This window comes from Nostoc sp., from assembly GCF_036917755.1.
Lineage (GTDB): Bacteria > Cyanobacteriota > Cyanobacteriia > Cyanobacteriales > Nostocaceae > Nostoc.
This window is the reverse complement of record NZ_JBALFC010000018.1, coordinates 1-16,984: the sequence shown is the minus strand read 5'-3', so window position 1 is coordinate 16,984 and position 16,984 is coordinate 1. Positions and strand designations below refer to the sequence as shown.

Sequence of the window (16,984 nt, the reverse complement as noted above, 5' to 3'; positions counted from 1 at the left end):
TCAATTTTTTTAACGAACCGCGAACGCGAGTGCGTCTCCCCTTGGGAGAAGGACGCGAACGCGAGTGCGTCTCCAAGAGTTGGACGCGAAGGAAGAGAAGAAAGAGAAGGAAGAAATGCTTAACTGAACTGTATTGATCTATTGGGTTGATTTTATGGGAATAATTTGATTGTGACAAAATCTAGTTAGTATTAATTAGCTGGAGTAAAATTATCTGGTTAGAATCCTTATGTTTTATTCTCAACGTTTGCGACTGCCATCAAAATATTTCAATATTCTCATTGCAGTACTAACTTTTGTTTTGTTTCTCTGGCTAACTCCTGTCGTTGCTCAAGGATTAACTAAAGCTCCGGTTATTTTGGATGGGCAACAGCTTTTTCAGATTAGCGATTCTGGTGAGTATAGCGCTCAAGAACGGGCAAATTTAATCAACTCACAACTAAAAAATGTGATTTCAGCTTCTGAATCTATTCAAGTTAAAATTGAAAAACGCAATCAGCTACCTATTATTTTGCTAAATGACCGCTATCTGTTAACAGTTACACAACAAGATACTGTTCTAGGTAGCACACTTGATGAGCAGGCAAGCATTTGGGTGCAACAAATTGAAGAAGCCTTACAGCAAGCTCACTTAGAGCGAACTAAAACCTATCTCCAACAAACAACTTTTGTAGCAGCAGCAATTTTACTCATAACTGCTGGATTCAGTTGGCTATTAGGATGGATTAAGCATCACTTTTTGCAAGCAGCATCACAACGTTTAACTACTACTATCAAGTCCATACCTAACTCGGAACCACTTAAAGTATTGGAATTATTTCTCAAATTAGTGCTGGCGAGTATACGGTTCGGACTTTGGGTAAGTGCTGTTCTTTATATCACTAATCTCTTTCCTTTTACTCGTCAATGGAGCTACCAAATTTCAAATATTCTGATTACCAGTTTCACATCGCCTATTCTGACATTAGGGAAGAATCCTTACTCTATTACTGAATTAATAATTTTGATTGGCTTGTTATTCGGCTTAGTGATCTTTGCTGGAACTGTAACCAATTTTTTACGTTCTCGCATTCTAGATTTTACTGGAATCAATCGTGGCGCTCAAGAAGCGATTGTAATACTTTTCAAATATGGTCTGATTTTTATTGGTACACTGGTACTGCTACAAATCTGGGGGCTTGATATTAGCTCTTTGACAATCTTAGCAAGTGCTTTAAGTGTTGGTATTGGCTTTGGCTTACAGGATATTGCTAAGAATTTTGGCAGTGGTTTAGTACTAGTATTTGAGCGCCCGATTCAAGTTGGAGATTTTGTAGAAGTTGGGGAATATACAGGTATCGTCGAGCGAATGGGTGCAAGAAGTACCGAGATTCGTACTCTTGACCACGTTTCAATCATTGTACCCAACTCTCGTTTCTTGGAAAAAGAAGTAATCAACTGGAGCCATCGCAACCCGATTTCTCGCCTTCATCTTCCCGTTGGCGTTGCTTATAGTTCAGATCCCAAAGCAGTACAAGCTGCTCTGCTAGAGGCAGCGTCTAAACATCCCAATGTATTGCAGTCTCCTTCTCCTCTAGTGCTGTTTAAAGAGTTTGGTAACAACGGCTTAAATTTTGAGCTATTAGTATGGACTGCGGAACCTAATAAACAATTTTTGCTCAAAAGTGATTTATACTACAATATCTACGAAGTATTACAGCAGCGAAAAATTGAAATTCCTTTTGCTCAGTTAGATTTACATCTGCGTTCTGGCACGTTGGAATTTACGCCAGAAATGCAGTTAGCTTTCATACAAATGTTTGAACGATTGTCAAAAAACAAACAACGCATATAGCCAATCAAATGTAAATTCGGAATTGCCTCGAACTCTTGAGGTTGACAACGTACTTATACTTTAACCGAGATTGGCGCTGCCACCGACTTGAGTTGCGCCCTCAGATACAGGAGGGTGATAAGTCATAGACTGCAACCCTAAGCGACCAGGGCCAGTAAAACGGTTAAGAGTGAATGAAATGCCGCCAAGCATTACGCCAATTGCTCCGAAGATGCCACCACTAGATTGCAGCGCCGTTACTGTCTCCATCTTCACTGATGAGTCTTTCCACAACCATGCGCCTGGCTCTACATCTAACATCTCTCCAGGAGCGAGGTACTTTTCAAAAACATTGCCGTAACCGTGAATCAAAAGTAGTCCCCCTTGTTGCTGACCAATGAAGCGATCGATGAATAACCCGCCACTGCGGCTGAAAAAGAGGTTCGCCAGTCCTCGCTGGAAAAAGAAACTGTACTCAACATTGCTGGTAGCTAGCAAAAACTGATGTTCGCGCACGTCCACTGTCTGTCCACGCTCTAATTGCAGCACCACAATCTGTCCTGGGGCCTCACGGGAGAAAGCAATATTCCCTGGCCCATGTGCTTCACTGATAAAAATTTGCAGTCCGGCAAAGAAACGCTTGGCTGCCCCTTTTAAACCTTTGACACCGAGGCGAACATTGGGATGTTTCCACAGTAGGATATGATGCTCAAAGTAAATTGATTGCTGTTGTCCCAGATGGACATCTACTACAGGTACTACTTCTCCTTCGACTCTTAAATTTAAGTCACCGGAATGAAAGGTTTGTTGGGGATTTCTCAATTCTGGTATCGGTTCACTGCTGAAGTCAGACATGGTATAGTATAATCTCACAGATGGTTTAAAAGAAAATCACTTAGCTTAACTATAGTGATGCTCTTACGCTCAAGCAACTTAAACCCACGGAATTGATTAAGTGAAGTACCCCTTTTTGCTTCGCTGAAAAAGGAGCTTCCAATTTCAACTACAACAATGACGGTCTTATTCGTCGCTTGGGTTTCCCGTCTCATCCGCCGATGCCTCCTCAAGCTCGTGCAAGATGAAGGTCTTACTCCGCGTCCACAGGCAGACACCCGCCTCCCGCAGGTATATAGCTTTACGTACATTCCTGTATGGCTTATCTTTTACCGCCTTAGCAAATAGGCGAACCAGTGACCGGAATCTTTCCCCCTTTCTCACGCTCTTAGACTTGGTAAGCGTATAATCGCTACTGTGACCGTTTGTTATGAGCCGTGTGGGTGGGTCAGCAACCATCTATATAATATCATTGATGTAGATGTTGTGTAGATGTTGTGTAGATGAGCATGACCAAAAAAGGATTGAATTTACGTATATCTGAACGTCGGCTAGATAAGCTTAGACTATATGCTGCTAGCAAAGAGAAGACAATGACTCAACTGGTTGAAGACTGGATTGACCGGCTGCCTGCATCAGGGATTGCAGACTCCTCTACCACCCCTGGCACTAAATAACCTGCGGTTATTGTCGTTTAGGGGTGTTTCGTCGTCTCCCCTTGTCCATCCCCACCTTATGAGTACATTGAAGGTGGGGACTTTCGCGTTACGTTAAAAAAGGAAATATAGCTTTGTCACCGGGTTCAAATGCAACAAGCCTCTAACTCAAATAGTGACGCACGCCCAAAACATCGACATTGGTTTTGGTACATTTTTGGGACGTTAGTTGGTTTATTCGGCTTATATGGACTGGTGAGTTATGTCGTTTTACCAGCACTGTGGCGTCACTATGAACATAACCCAAAGCTGGAACATTCTCCGAAAACAACGCAAACCGCAGAAGGGATCTCTGGAGATCCTCTGAATATTGGATTTGTAGGTACAACAGCAGAAGTGGTGCAGACGCTACTGGCAGCAGGTTGGTATCCAGCAGACCCGATCACCTTACGCTCAAGTGCTGGGATAGCTAAAAGTGTTCTCCTCAAGGATTCTTACCCAACTGCACCTGTGAGTAATTTATATTTGTGGGGACGCAAACAGGACGTGTCTTTTGAACTACCCGTGGGCAATAATGCCAAAGCTAGACATCATGTGCGCTTGTGGCAATCGAACGACTTAAGTAGCGATCGCAGACCTATATGGTTAGGTTCAGCGACATTTGATCAAAGCGTCGAACTTAGCCACCGCACAGGACAGATTACTCACCACATTGATGCAAACATTGATCTTGAAAGAGATAACCTGATTAAAAGTATTGGAAATACACACCAGATTGCCCAATTATATCAAGTCACAGGTATTGGAGCCACATGGCAAGGTCGGAATGGAGGAGGCGACGGCTATTACACAGATGGGGAATTAACTATTTGTGTACTTTCGATGAACAGTATTGCCCAAACAAAACCATTAACTCTTTTGCCTAATCCAGAGCCTGTTAATCTCAAAAATGAAGTATGGTCATGGCTGCGACACTATTTAAAATAGTTTGCCTTCAAGTGATTGGGTATTGGGTGAATGCCCAATATCCAATGCCCCAATGCCCAATACCTATTCTTTGAGCAGCAAATAATATAGTGAACCATTACCGCCTGTGATGCCAGCGCGATCGCCTGCTAGTTTACCAGACCCCATGAAATAATCCACCCGACCCGGGCCTTTGATGGCGCTTCCGGTATCTTGGTCTAGCACAAAGCGGCTGACAGTACGATTCTCTAGTTTGCCACGACTGGCGGGATAGGGAAATGAGTTGTAAATCAGCGCTAGCGCTCCCGGTGGCATGAGAGACTTATCTGTAGCAATGGAACGTTCTGCTGTCACTGGTACGTGAATACTGCCTGTAGCTGCGGTCCCACCAGTTTCTTGGAAGAAAATAAATCGTTCCCAGCGTGGCAGATAATTGTTTAACTCCTGGGGTTTTTGCCGGAAGTAAGCAATCATCCGTGGTAGCGTCAATCCATTCAGTGGAAGTTTGCCATCTTTGGCTAGTTCTTTGCCGATACTAGTCCAAGGGTAATCAGTTCCACCTGCATAGCCAATTGATGTTGTTTTGCCATTAGTTAATTTAATTTGGGCAGAACCTTGGATATGTACCATGTATGCGTCTAGGCGATCGCGGAACCAAAGCAATTCTAAACCGCGCAACTTGCTCTTATTCCCTTGTAAACCATCCTTCCCTTCCAAATCAATTCGTTTTGGGTGGGGTTTCGGCCATTGGCTGAAATCAGGTGGTAGCCGATAAACAGGATACTTATATATTGCAGTCCTGACACGGCTAGCGGTATAAACAGGTTCGTAGTAAGCAGTGAACTTAACAGCACCCTTGCCATCGTTGCCCACGGACTGGTAGAAGACAAACTCTCGGCGGACAGAGGCTTGTAGTTGCGCTGCTGACTTAGAACTGACAACCAGTTGGCGGAAACGTACCAAACTCCGACGGACACGATTAAGAGTAATTTCCTTAACTGGATAATTTTGATATGCTGCGATCGCGTCACTCTTTGTTAGGTAAAGCAGACTATTGTCAATGGCAGCCAACAACGCATTGCGGTCGCCTGTTTTGCCTATTTGACCCCAAATTTGGTCATCCCAACCCAAGCAAACCGGTCTGAGTGTACAATAGCTTCCGATAGTGATTGGTTTTAGCGGTGGCGTTAACTCAGGAATAATTGGTACTGGCAGAGGTGGGAGATCAGGAGTTGTGGGTACTGGCAACGGCAGTAAGTTAGGAACCTGAGCAACAGCCACCCAGAGAGGGTTTACAAGGGCAATTCCCAGACTCAAGGAAAGCAAAGCGAGGGTTTTTCTGATCATTTAGTTGAATCTTTCAACACTGGAACTAAAAATGGGTTCTACCCGGATTGCCACGATCCGAGAGGGTCTTACTACCATGTACTCACCTTGAATATTTTTGATCGGGACACTAATAAAGTCATTAGAAGCAGACTTTGGCACAAGTTCGCCACTATACCATTTCTGAAACTCTTGAATAGTCGGAAAACGTACTTCTTCCCGGTGGCCGGTTTCCAGTAGGAGGAATACGGCATATTCACTTGCAGTTCTAGTCATAAGGTGGAATCATTTGAAAAACATTCAACCCATTGTTAACCACCTAACCTCCGAATGAAAAGGGTAAGCATACGGGAGCAGGCGATTTAGAGGACATCTTTAAGAGGTTAAGGTCATAAACAATTTGTCAATAAGTAATAGTGCTTACAAATTTCCGAAAAAAGGGGTAATGAACTCAAAGAAGCAAGCCCTAGACGAAAGTTCCCCTGGCAGTTCTAGCTTGCTACCTGACGTTGATGTTCTTGATCCAGAAATACGCTCGGCTGAAATTTGGTAATCTTCTCGTCAATAATAAAAGATTTGACATATTCAATCATCATCGGATGGACAGAGAACAGACCTGATTTGGCATCAATCCACGATCGCGCTTGCAGAGAAGGTAATGACATCCTTTATGGCGGTTCTAATCCAACATACTCTGGCAATGACAGCCTCTATGGTGGATCTGGTGATGATCTCCTCTATGGCGGAGCCGGTAACGATCGCCTTGACGGCTATTCAACTAGTGGCACAGAATATGACACTCTGGTTGGTGGTGATGGTTCTGATACTTTCGTTCTTGGCGGTTCCTGGGGTGTTTCATACCAATCCCCTATGGTTCTGATCCCCCCTAACCCCCCTTAAAAAAGGGGGAACTAGAATCAAAGTCCCCCTTTTGAAGGGGGATTTAGGGGGATCAAACCACATTTTGCACTCAGCATAGAGATGTGTGTACACCGTAGCCCCGTGAACGGGGAGGGGATTAAGGGGAGCCAGTGCGGTCTTGGGGTCTCCCCAAGTGGAGCATCTGGCGTGTGGGGTAAAACGCCTGTGGGATAAGCGTTTTAACTTAAGTTGACACCAATGAGCAATGCTGTGTCCCTACGAGAAATCTATATGTATAGGACTCGTATTTGATTTTTGAAAAAAATCAGTACACCCCGAAAAGGCTTCTTCCCCACTCCCTAGTACAGACGCGATTAATCGCGTCTCTGCCTACTCTCTACTCCCTGTCTACGCAAATAATTATGGCTACGCCACGCTGCGCGAACAAAAATCAAAGCAGACTGCTATATCAGGGTTTGTGCGAAATGGTATCAGGAGTCAGGGCAAACCATGCGATCATTGCTTTCTATAGTTAAAAAATGTAAGTTTTTTTAGCTCTTGCATAACTCTCCAATTAAGCTCTGATAACTCATTGGCATTGTTGAACAACAGTTATTCAGGAAGTGAAAATTATGAAACTTTACTATCGTGGTCTAAACTACGAATACGACCGAAGCAAGGTTAGCAATAAAGCAGAACAGCCCTTTGAGCCAGTTCTTGAACTTGGGCTAACTTATAATCTAATGTACCGTGGCGTTACTTATTGTGTTGATCCGAATTCCAAACCGCCGGAAGTTCCTCTAGCACCACTAGCCTATAAATTAAGCTTTAGAGGAATCACCTACTTTGTAAATAAAACTGCACAGGAAGAAGTTACCGTAGTCTCTCAACCAGCAAGCACTTCAAAAGTTGGGGCACTGCCGATTTCTGAGGAATTATTAAAGCTTCAACAATAATATAGCAGCAAGCCGATCTGAAATTTAGGTAGTCATGAACTTCTAGTACAATCCTCAAAAACGTTAAAATTTCAGCACTACCTACTTCCTGTGTCAATATTTAATCATTAGAGCTTTCTTCAAAATCAACGCTCATATCACCAACGCTAACTTTTTGGGCGATGTTTTTATACTCAGACTTTTTACGAAAATTTTCAAAAACGCTTGAGAAGCCATTTCATTTTGCGCTCTCCCTTGGAGTACACTGGATAAGGCAATGCGACTTCCCAAAATCCTGACTATGAAAACTAATATTAAATTAAAAGGAAGTTAAATTTAGCACCTGTTTTGAAAATTAGTTCTGAAAACCAAGTTATTTCCTCAACCATAAATTAGTGATGTTTTTGCGATTTCCCCGGCGTTTATTTCTGTTTAATCTGCTAGGTTTGACATTTGCTGCTTGCCAATCAACAAAAGAGTTTGAGGGCACGTTAACTATTGGTGTTATCAACTATGGTGGAGGCGAACAGATAATTAACCAATATGCTAAATTTAATAGTTACTTGGGTGAAAAGACAAATGCATATATTCAGCTAGAGCCTGCTTTTAATGAAAATAGAGCGGTTGAGCGCCTTGAGGCTCGTGCTTGGTCATTGGTATTTGCTCCACCGGGTTTAGCGGCTATTGCGATCGCACACTACCAATATGTTCCTCTATTTCCTTTAATAGGTATTAGTAATCTGCGTTCAATTTTCGTTGTTCGCAAAGACAATCCAATATCCGACTTGAAACAGCTAGAAGGTAAAATAGTGGCTTTAGGCCAGTTAGGTTCCGCAACCGGATATTATTTTCCTCTTTACAATCTTTATGGTACAACACTGGCAGAGATACTATTTGCACCCACACCGAAAGCCGCGCTACAATTGGTCGCTGAAGGAAAAGCGATCGCCTGTGCTGTCTCAGAGGCGGAATTGAGCCTCTACGGTTCACAGTTAGACCGAACCGAATTCCGCATACTATTTAAAGACCCTCACTATGTACCATTAGGTGTGGTCTTAATAGGGCCTAGTATAGAACGTAACCGTCAAGAGTTTATCCGCAAAGTGATGAGTAATTCGCCTTCAAGTTTAGCTCAAGAAGTGGGGTATGTACCCAATGGACAAGTACCAGATTACAAATACATGATTTCTCTGGTTGATCGGGTAAGCTCGATTAGTTCCAAGCTGCAAAAAAAGCCTGTTCGTTTATTTTGAGTCAATTAACGTGAGTCTCCAACGGAGGCTCACGTTAATAAAAGCAAATATTCTTTTTGATCCAAATCCTGAAAGGGCTGTTCTGATTAAGAGTGAGAGAGTCTAAGGTTTAATCTTCAAAGGTATAGAGTAAAGTAACATTTAGACTCTCTGGCGATCGCGGCGATGAAAAAAACATTTATGATTCACTCTTATTGAGCAATCAGTTTCTGAAGAACTTTGTTATTTTCCCCAAGTTGTTGCTCACTAACAAAGGGTTTATTACTGGAAGTTTATTTGGGCAATTTGGCGCAACAAAAATCGGCTCGTTTTGGCTGTTCCAATGCTTCTCACGGGCGATATGTTACTCTTACGGACCGCCTGAAAGGTCATAGCCAATGTAGCAGTTACTGCCAGTGCGAACAAATATACCTGTGGCTGTCCATTGCTTTATCTGTTTGATAGAAGGAGCATCTAGGAACAGTCGATAGGGTTCACCCAACAAGGTAGGTATTTGTCCAACTTGGGTAAGCGGCCACGACTTCTTATCTATCAAATCTAACTCTGTCCTACAGGGAAGTTGTATCCCGTAGGAAAAAACTCCAATGCACTTATTTGAAGCAATATAGACCCGATGACCGTATGAAACTCGGCAAGGTAATCCTCCTTTTCCTGGTAGTGCGTAGCCAAAGAAGTTAAAGCTCCACGGTAGAAATACAAGCAAAAGTACAGAAAATATGATGAAGCCTACTGTACCTAGCACTATGGTAGATTTCCGAATGGGATTCATTGGTTGAAATAGGATAATTTATTGTGATTACGCTAGTGTAAATACATCTTTTCCATTTTCAAAACGCATTAGCTCTAGCACAGTTTCTTTATACTCTTTAAAATTAGAATTTATTTTGATCTGGTAGGTTCGCTCAATGGGTAAATCTATAGTTAGTTCAGTTTTAATGCTTCCAGGATGTGAGGTGAGGATATAAATTCGCTGTGATACAAAAACTGCTTCCTCAACATCATGAGTAATCATAAAAATAGTTGTACCTGTATTTCTCCACAACTCCAGAAGAAATTGTTGCATCATCTCTTTTGTTTGGGCATCCAAAGCACCAAATGGTTCATCCATGAGGAGAATTTTCGGCTGAGATATTAGGACACGAGCGATCGCTACTCGCTGTTGCATACCTCCTGATAGTTCTTTAGGTAGTGCCTTAGCAAATTCAGTTAAGCCTACCATATCTAGGTAGTAAGAAACCTGCTGTTGTCTTTTGACCTTGGGTACGCCCCTCAGCTTTAACCCAAAGCCAATGTTATCTGCTACAGTCATCCAGGGGTAGAGAGAATAGTTTTGAAACACCAGACCCCGGTCTGCTCCTGGGCCTGTGACTTTCACTCCATCAACCCGTATTTCCCCAGCCGTGAGAGTATCAAGTCCCGCAATCAGGCGTAATAAAGTCGTTTTCCCTGAGCCAGATGCCCCGACAGCACAGACAAATTCACCTTCTTTGATATGGATATTGATGTCTTTAAGGGCAACAATTATACCGTTGCGGGTTTGAAATTGTTTGTGAAGATTAGCAACTTCTAGATGCATAAACGTATAGTTATAGAAGACAAATTATTTCGTTGCCCACCGACAGGAAACTCTCAGTAATAATCGGAATAGCAAGTCAATTCCTAAACCAATCAAACCGATTACAATTAGTCCAGCAAAGATTTCATCAGTTCTTAGAAAACGTTGAGCAATACTAATTCTTTTTCCCAATCCTTCGGTCGCTGCTACTAGTTCCGCTACGATAACTAAGTTCCATGCTGCTGCCATATTCACTCGACAGGCATCAATAATTGCAGGCAGGAGGTAGGGAAAAATTACCTGTAATAAAACTTGACTGCGCCTTCCTCCCAAGGTATATGTAGTTTCAATTAATTCTTTGGGAATAAACTTCACCCCATCCATAATCATCAACGTATTAAAGAAAAGAGTGCCAATAAAAATCAGCAGAATCTTTGGCAATTCATCCAAGCCAAAATATAAAATTAACAGTGGGATGAAGGCAGGCGCTGGCATATAGCGAATGATGCCAATGATCGGTTCTAAGAGCGATCGCACACTAGCAAATGTTCCCATGAGTGTCCCCAGAGGAATTGAAATCACTGCTGCTAGGAAAAAACCAGTTAGCACCCGAAACATACTGAACTCAATGTCTTTCAGCAATGTTCCATCTGACCAGAGTGTCTGAATTGCCGCTAAAACTTGTACAGGGGTTGGTAGGAACATAGAATTAGTTCCAGGCATAGTGGCAACCCAGCTAGAGACAATCCACCACAAGCAGATCGGCATGACAAGAGACAGAATGACCAAAATCGCAGTCAATCTTTTAGGAATATCTTCTGCAATTCGCCAAAATACTGTTGGTGGTAACATTTGCGGCTGAACATCAGTAGATTGACTCATGCGTAGGCGTAGCCCGTCGTAGACATCGCTCCTCCATATCCCTTACCCATAACATCCTCAAACCTTTCCAGCTTTATCAGCGTAGGCTTTGACAAAGCGGTTATCAAACATTTTGCTTAAGTCTGGTTCCTGCTTAATCAGACCACTTTTCAACAGAGACTTACTAATTTCCTTAGCGGTGAAGGATAAGGAAGTCCTGTCATTACCAGGAGCAAAGGCTTTCAGATTTTGTTCTAAGGTGAAAATAGCAGTACCTGCTTCGTATTGCTGATATTCCTTGATATTAGTACCCGCTCGTTTGGCAATAATTTCTGTTGCCTTCTGTTTATTAGCTGCGATAAATTTGAGAGTTTCAAACCATGTATTCACTAAAGCTTGTACATCCTGCGGTCGTTCTTGAATCATCTTGCGTGTAACTACCAAGTGATCGGAAATCGCACCGGGAAAGTCAGCAGAAGAGAATAAAGCCTTACTTTTAGGAAGTAATAATGCTTTGCTAATAAAGGGAGCAAACACGCCAACTGCATCCAATTTACCAGCAGCAAAAGCCGCCGCCGCCGCACCCGTCTCCAAAGGTTGAAACTGAATATCCGCTTGAGTCAAACCTGCTTTTTCTAATCCTAGTAGTAATAAAAAGTGGTCTACTGTTCCCTCTTCTGCTGCCACCTTTTTACCCTTCAAGTCTTTGATAGAATTAATTCCTGGTCGCACAATAATTTGGTCATTGCCTTGAGAATTATCATTCGTCAGCACAATTACCAAATCTGCTCCAGCCGCCACTGAACTGATGGTGTCATTGAGAGTCTGGCTATTACCATCAAGTTGAGTTGTCGCTAAGGCATTAATCGAATCTAAATAGCCATCAAACCACTTTAAATTGGCTTTGACTTTATTAGCTGTAAATAAATCTTGTTCTTGAGCCACCTGCCAGGGAAACCAACCAGGCCAAGCACTAAACCCTATTTTAACTGGCTGAGTTGCCGATGGAGTAGAAGCAGTGTTAGAAGTAGGAATTTGCGAAGGAGTACAACTGACAGTAACTATTAAACTGACCAAAAAAATACAAAACCAAGATAGTATGGTGCGAACTTTCATTAAGTCTCCTCTCTATAATTTGCAACCTCAACTGAACAACTCAATTAGACTCTCTCTGCGACTCTGCATGAGGAGGTTATTGACTTCAGCTAATTGATCCGAACTAGGCGAATTTCCGTGCGTTGATTGCGGGGGTCATTTGGAGGTATGCCGGGTAGCAGTTGGCTAAAGCCTTGACCCTCAACCACAATATTGTGCTTGATATTTTGCAAACGTAGATAATTACCTACTACCTGCGCTCGTTGTTGGCTAAGTTTTTGGTTAAAGTCAGCAGAGCCAATCTGAGACGTATGCCCAATTACTCTTACAGCTACAGTTTGTAGGTTGAATTCTGAAATTTCCTGAGCTAACTGATTGAGTGTTTGCTTACCCTCATCCTCAAGTTGAGCAGAGCCAATACCAAATTTTACATCTCCTCGGACTTGCAAATTGCCTATATTAGGAGCAACTTTAATTTGGTTAGCATTGAGTTTGTTATTCGAGGCAAGCACCTTTACTTTTCCTGTTAGTCTGTCTGCTAGTTCTGGGTTATCGGCACGCACCAAATCAATCAAATTTTGGCTGTTAGTCGCAGCCTTAGTGATGAACTCAGAGGTAAACAAATCTTTGGGATTCTCAGGAACCTGATTCAATTTACCTGCCAATGTCAAAACCGCAGCCGTAGAGCCAATTCGTTTCTCTAACGTCCCATTTGTTAACCAGTCTTTAGCTTCAATAGCGGGAAAAAAGTCAATACCTTGTAAAACAGAATTTGCATCGCTGGGTGATAGTTTGCCATCCTCAGCAATCTGATTTTGAAACTGTGAAGTATCACGAAGATTGCTATCAATGCGACGATAGTAAGCTGCCAGAAATTCGGAAATTTTCTCAGGTTGAGATTGAATAAGTTGGTTGGAGGCAACAATCACATCTACAATTGCCCCAGGTACATCTTTACTAGATAAGACAACTGTATACCCCTGCTGTCGAGCTTTGGTGATATAAGGCTCCCAGAGAACAGCAACTGCTACATTTTGATTGGGGTCTTGCAAAAGCTTCCAAGCAACAGATGCATCTGCTACCTTATTCACTTGAAAATCTGACAACTTAAACTGATCGAATTTAGTACTTAACATCAGAGCTAGATATTCACTGGGGGTATCACCAGCAAAAGTAATGCTCAACTGCTTTCCCTGCGATCGCATTTGCTGTATTAATACATTAAGATCCAGAAGTGACTTCAAGTTGGAATACTTTTTTGTATTCAAAACAACCGCATCTGCACCGATTGTGCGGTCAATTAGCCCGACAATTTTCCCTTGAGGTTTTTGTTTGAGAAATTGATCCAGTGTCGTTACTAATAAGTTAGCTTTCCCCTGGTTCAAAAGTTCAGATCGTTTAGCCTGATCGAATTCATCTTCATAATGTAGGTTAACTCCCGGTTCTTTGCTAGATTGAAACTCTTTACCGCGAAAGGTACTGTAGCCACTAAAGGTGTCACCTAGAAGAGTTAATTGTTCAGTTTTATTAATGTTGTTTGCGACATTCGGAATTAAGTTGAATGACTTTTGACTTACTAGCCAAAAACCACCTATACCCAAACCAGCAGTAATAGCAAGAGCTAAAGTCAATATTACTGGATTATTAAGCTTATCTGGTGGATTCTTCTGAACTAGCCTCTCTCCGCAAATTTCGCACTTTTTTAGAGTTGAGGCGTTTTTATCATGACCACATTTAGAGCAAGTAATATAGTTCTGTTCATTTAGCATCTTTTGATCTCGCTTCTGTTAATCCCAGTTCTTCTTGTATATTGGCTTCCATAGTGGAAACTTGTTTGTTAGTCAGCCCTAATTCTTCTTGAAGTTCAAGCAACTGTGTCTGTTGCTCAAAATCAATTTCAGTATTGCTTTCTAGAAAAGCTCGATACATCAAACCATACTCATAGAGAGCTTGTTGCTGAGAATGCCCACAGGAGAATTTAGCAATAATTTGGTCAGAATTTGCTTGAGAAATGCCATACTTTTGGCGAAAATGCTCTAGCATTTGTACTTGATTTTCAGCAGGATTGCCGCGACGGTAACAGGTTTCTACTAACTTCGTGAACTTTTCTAAATTACTGTTCAGGTCTTCCGATGTTCTAGAATTGGCTGGTGAAGTTTTGGGAAGTTCAGCAGATTTTTGCGCAGATGCAGATATAGTCTCAGCAGGAATAAACAAGCTGTAAGTCTTTACATAACCCTCGATCGCTACTTCCTGCTTACGGTAGTTAGCATTGTCCTTACCACCCGCAAGAGTCTTTTCTAGTTCTTTGAGATGCGCCATAAGTTTTTGGTAAAGCCCCTGTTTTTCGGCTTTTGTAACCGCTTGTTGACCGACATTTTGGAGTACATCTTCCAAAATCTCCCGGACTCTGCGATTATGGTCACTAACAAGGTATTCTTCGGCTTCTTGCCAGTCATTTCCCAGAACCTGGATCTTTTTCAACCCTGTCAATTTGTCTTGATAGTGAAAACGTATTTCCGAGTATTTAGTAATTAAATTTTCTTCCTCAACCACTAATCCAAAAATTTCAGCCAGAATCAAGTTTTGTTTAGCCTGGACTTCAGCTTGAGTTGCCGGCATGTGGTCATGAAACTGGCGATAATCCTGATGGGTATGCAAAGGATTCTTATCTGACTGAGACACAGACCGATAAACTGTCCGCATCCGATCCATCCCCTCGATCAGCCTGAGAGGAAATGCTCCAATTTCTTGAACAAAGTAAATGTGGTGAGAGTCACCTAAAGGACGAATATCTTTATCAGTAAGTGTGCTGGTCTTACGAATCATCGGGAGTATTAAACTTACAGCCGGATCTGTAGGTTTATTACCGCCTTGAATACCGACTATAGTTTGCCGCTTTTCGGCTCTATCTTCCCAACCTAATCGAGCCTGTTCTTGACTGAAGCGTAAGAAAGGCTCACTTTTTTCAAAGATAGTCTTAATCTGAGCTTCCTGCTGTTCTACAGTTGGGTATTCTTCCAGGAACTTGCGAGCCGTGGAGATTTGGATCTTACCATTGCCGACAAATTCATCCAGAGAGCGATTCAAAATCCGCTCAAACAAATCCTTGAGCCTCAAGTTGTCGAAAGTGTATAAATCAAAGAGTTTTGTCCCTAACTCTCCCAATATCTGCTGCGAAATTGCCTGACAGATATTCTCCTGCTTTTCGGCAATGGTCTTGTTATAAATTTGGTCTACATCTTTGCTGTGATAAATTAAAATTCCGTTAACTGTTAGTACTCCAGTTTCACCAATATAAGCTTGTTCTTGGTCGAGAAATCGAGCTTTCAATATCTCGCAGTTGCGTTCTAGAGCAGCCAAATCTACCAGCAAACGCTCAATTTCTTCCTTCAAACTATCCAACAGATGTACTGCCAATGTCCGGGCTTTTACTTCTACTTTTGATATATACAGCGACTCAAAAGCGTGTGTAATTCCCCTGAAGTCTTCATCAATCAAATTTTTGCGATTCAGGGCATAAATGAGTTGTTTAGCATGGTCATCTATCTGCTTCAGTAGAACTTGTAAAGTATTTGTTGCAGAATGCTCTTTAGGCAACCAGTTTTTTTGTCTGTCTTGGTCAAACTGGCTACGATATTCTGTAAAAATGTCTAGAAGTACTTCTAGGAAATGACGAGCAAACTTTGGCCCGCGAAAACGGTCTTCAATGATTTTGTAGACAACCTGACGCAGTTCTTGGCGCTTTTGGGGAATCAGTTGGTTCAGGTTATCCCACATCTTCTGAAAGTAATCACTCCAGCGCCTTGGGTCTGTATCACTGTCGTAAAAGTGAGACTTGTATTTGTCCTGTTCTACTGAGATGAAGCGCTGTAGGTTCTCGAAGGGAATATTTAGGTCGTTGCGACGTTTGCGTAAGCCTGCTACCCAATCAGCCACTTCTTTGCTGTAGGGTTTCATATTATCGCCAAGGCTAATACTGTTGAGTAACTGATGCTCATTTTCAGATTCCGCTAATCGTAAATTAGGCAGGATTTCTGTTTTAATCACATCACGCATCGCCGCCGGGGTGGGAGTAGGGTTAGACCACCAAGTAATTAACTGACCTCCTAATCGTAAGGCGCAAGCATTGAGAACCCGCTCTACAGGAAATTGAATACTCGAAAGCCCGAAACTAATAAAATTCTGAGGATAACCTTTGGAATCAGGACTAGCCCAATGTTTGCGAATATTGTCACGGACAAGTTTTTTGTATTGACTAAACCCAGAACTGAAGTCCAAAAAAATGTTTTGGGAAACCATTTCCAAAACAGAGTTGAGGCTAGGAAAAGTTACTTTATCGTTGCTGTTACCAACCAGGTAACAGAAGTTAAAAGGTACATCCTGACTACTTTGGGAACTGATGCGATCGCTCGGATTCGGGCTATATTGAGTTTCAAAACGAGTATCGTTGCGCGAATAGTGGTTTAACTCCATTAGGGCACTATAGGCATTAGCTATTACCCTGTCACCAAGCCCTGCAAAGGCTCCTGGAAGCACTAAATAAGCTGAGGATTGGGGCAAATCCGCAGGAGGAACCCAGTCTCGCAAGTTATAGGCAATGTCAAGTACCATACCAGAGCCAGTCCCCCCTGAAAGAGAGCAGACGATGAAAATGTTGACACCTTTATCTAGCTGAACTCCCCAACGATCCAGCATAAATTTTTCATGGCCAACAATCCTGGATCTAACATTGTTGGCTCTCCCAGACTAAATATGTTAAATTAACAACAGAAATGCCAGTTTAGTAAAATCCTTCTCCTAAAACTATTAAAGTTAGTTAAGCCATA

General features: G+C 42.2%; 15 protein-coding genes. 6 read left to right on the top strand and 9 right to left on the bottom strand.

Annotation, left to right across the window (positions count from 1 at the left end; genetic code table 11):
- Positions 1 to 229: 229 nt before the first annotated feature.
- Positions 230 to 1,834, top strand: a complete 1,605-nt coding sequence (locus tag V7L05_RS05855; RefSeq protein ID WP_335162670.1) for a mechanosensitive ion channel family protein — start codon at positions 230 to 232, stop codon at positions 1,832 to 1,834.
- Positions 1,835 to 1,894: 60 nt separating this feature from the next.
- On the opposite strand, the gene V7L05_RS05850 is transcribed toward V7L05_RS05855, so the two are convergent.
- Positions 1,895 to 2,668: an AIM24 family protein gene (locus V7L05_RS05850; protein WP_334947696.1), complete on the bottom strand. Its 774-nt coding sequence runs from the start codon at positions 2,666 to 2,668 to the stop codon at positions 1,895 to 1,897.
- A gap of 488 nt (positions 2,669 to 3,156) precedes the next feature.
- Between V7L05_RS05850 and V7L05_RS05845 the strand changes: the two genes are divergently transcribed.
- Both V7L05_RS05845 and V7L05_RS05840 read left to right on the top strand, forming a co-directional pair.
- Positions 3,157 to 3,324 (top strand): hypothetical protein, encoded by a 168-nt coding sequence (locus V7L05_RS05845; protein WP_335162668.1) that lies wholly within the window; start codon positions 3,157 to 3,159, stop codon positions 3,322 to 3,324.
- A gap of 129 nt (positions 3,325 to 3,453) precedes the next feature.
- On the top strand, positions 3,454 to 4,290 hold the full coding sequence (locus tag V7L05_RS05840) for an LssY C-terminal domain-containing protein (RefSeq protein WP_335162666.1): 837 nt from the start codon (positions 3,454 to 3,456) through the stop codon (positions 4,288 to 4,290).
- Positions 4,291 to 4,353: 63 nt separating this feature from the next.
- Here the strand turns inward: V7L05_RS05840 and mltA are convergent, their stop codons facing one another.
- Both mltA and V7L05_RS05830 read right to left on the bottom strand, forming a co-directional pair.
- Positions 4,354 to 5,613, bottom strand: coding sequence for a murein transglycosylase A (mltA, locus tag V7L05_RS05835; RefSeq protein ID WP_335162796.1), 1,260 nt, complete (start codon positions 5,611 to 5,613; stop codon positions 4,354 to 4,356).
- Between the two features lie 3 nt (positions 5,614 to 5,616).
- Positions 5,617 to 5,871 (bottom strand): hypothetical protein, encoded by a 255-nt coding sequence (locus tag V7L05_RS05830; protein ID WP_335162663.1) that lies wholly within the window; start codon positions 5,869 to 5,871, stop codon positions 5,617 to 5,619.
- A gap of 300 nt (positions 5,872 to 6,171) precedes the next feature.
- Between V7L05_RS05830 and V7L05_RS05825 the strand changes: the two genes are divergently transcribed.
- The 3 genes from V7L05_RS05825 (at position 6,172) to V7L05_RS05815 (ending at position 8,644) form a co-directional block, all read left to right on the top strand.
- Positions 6,172 to 6,495 (top strand): hypothetical protein, encoded by a 324-nt coding sequence (locus V7L05_RS05825; protein WP_335162661.1) that lies wholly within the window; start codon positions 6,172 to 6,174, stop codon positions 6,493 to 6,495.
- Between the two features lie 593 nt (positions 6,496 to 7,088).
- The gene (locus V7L05_RS05820; RefSeq protein ID WP_335162659.1) at positions 7,089 to 7,412 is read left to right on the top strand and encodes a DUF4278 domain-containing protein; all 324 of its coding nucleotides are present in this window, start codon (positions 7,089 to 7,091) and stop codon (positions 7,410 to 7,412) included.
- A 377-nt stretch (positions 7,413 to 7,789) separates the two neighbouring features.
- Positions 7,790 to 8,644 carry a phosphate/phosphite/phosphonate ABC transporter substrate-binding protein gene (locus tag V7L05_RS05815; RefSeq protein ID WP_335162657.1) on the top strand — a complete coding sequence of 285 codons (855 nt, stop codon included), beginning with the start codon at positions 7,790 to 7,792 and terminating at the stop codon, positions 8,642 to 8,644.
- 349 nt (positions 8,645 to 8,993) lie between these two features.
- Here V7L05_RS05815 and V7L05_RS05810 read toward each other — a convergent pair whose 3' ends face one another.
- From V7L05_RS05810 to V7L05_RS05785, 6 genes are all read right to left on the bottom strand, one after another.
- Positions 8,994 to 9,386, bottom strand: coding sequence for a hypothetical protein (locus V7L05_RS05810; RefSeq protein WP_335162655.1), 393 nt, complete (start codon positions 9,384 to 9,386; stop codon positions 8,994 to 8,996).
- Positions 9,387 to 9,440: 54 nt separating this feature from the next.
- The gene (locus V7L05_RS05805) at positions 9,441 to 10,220 is read right to left on the bottom strand and encodes an ABC transporter ATP-binding protein (RefSeq protein WP_335162653.1); all 780 of its coding nucleotides are present in this window, start codon (positions 10,218 to 10,220) and stop codon (positions 9,441 to 9,443) included.
- Positions 10,221 to 10,244: 24 nt separating this feature from the next.
- Positions 10,245 to 11,081 carry an ABC transporter permease gene (locus V7L05_RS05800; protein ID WP_335162651.1) on the bottom strand — a complete coding sequence of 279 codons (837 nt, stop codon included), beginning with the start codon at positions 11,079 to 11,081 and terminating at the stop codon, positions 10,245 to 10,247.
- A 57-nt stretch (positions 11,082 to 11,138) separates the two neighbouring features.
- A complete protein-coding gene (locus V7L05_RS05795; RefSeq protein WP_335162649.1) occupies positions 11,139 to 12,176 on the bottom strand; it encodes an ABC transporter substrate-binding protein in 1,038 nt (345 codons plus the stop codon).
- 89 nt (positions 12,177 to 12,265) lie between these two features.
- Entirely contained in the window at positions 12,266 to 13,924 is a 1,659-nt protein-coding gene (locus V7L05_RS05790) for a phosphate ABC transporter substrate-binding/OmpA family protein (RefSeq protein ID WP_335162647.1), read from the bottom strand.
- The gene (locus V7L05_RS05785) at positions 13,914 to 16,874 is read right to left on the bottom strand and encodes a tubulin-like doman-containing protein (RefSeq protein ID WP_335162794.1); all 2,961 of its coding nucleotides are present in this window, start codon (positions 16,872 to 16,874) and stop codon (positions 13,914 to 13,916) included. The genes V7L05_RS05790 and V7L05_RS05785 overlap by 11 nt, the downstream gene beginning before the upstream one ends.
- Positions 16,875 to 16,984: the final 110 nt, after the last annotated feature.

Coding starts and splice junctions, on each gene's coding strand:
- V7L05_RS05815 (WP_335162657.1), top strand. CDS start 7,790: ATGTTTTTGCGATTTCCCCGGCGTTTATTTCTGTTTAATCTGCTAGGT.
- V7L05_RS05845 (WP_335162668.1), top strand. CDS start 3,157: ATGACCAAAAAAGGATTGAATTTACGTATATCTGAACGTCGGCTAGAT.
- V7L05_RS05830 (WP_335162663.1), bottom strand. CDS start 5,871: ATGACTAGAACTGCAAGTGAATATGCCGTATTCCTCCTACTGGAAACC.
- V7L05_RS05820 (WP_335162659.1), top strand. CDS start 7,089: ATGAAACTTTACTATCGTGGTCTAAACTACGAATACGACCGAAGCAAG.
- V7L05_RS05850 (WP_334947696.1), bottom strand. CDS start 2,668: ATGTCTGACTTCAGCAGTGAACCGATACCAGAATTGAGAAATCCCCAA.
- V7L05_RS05805 (WP_335162653.1), bottom strand. CDS start 10,220: ATGCATCTAGAAGTTGCTAATCTTCACAAACAATTTCAAACCCGCAAC.
- V7L05_RS05800 (WP_335162651.1), bottom strand. CDS start 11,081: ATGAGTCAATCTACTGATGTTCAGCCGCAAATGTTACCACCAACAGTA.
- V7L05_RS05795 (WP_335162649.1), bottom strand. CDS start 12,176: ATGAAAGTTCGCACCATACTATCTTGGTTTTGTATTTTTTTGGTCAGT.
- V7L05_RS05790 (WP_335162647.1), bottom strand. CDS start 13,924: ATGCTAAATGAACAGAACTATATTACTTGCTCTAAATGTGGTCATGAT.
- V7L05_RS05855 (WP_335162670.1), top strand. CDS start 230: ATGTTTTATTCTCAACGTTTGCGACTGCCATCAAAATATTTCAATATT.
- V7L05_RS05840 (WP_335162666.1), top strand. CDS start 3,454: ATGCAACAAGCCTCTAACTCAAATAGTGACGCACGCCCAAAACATCGA.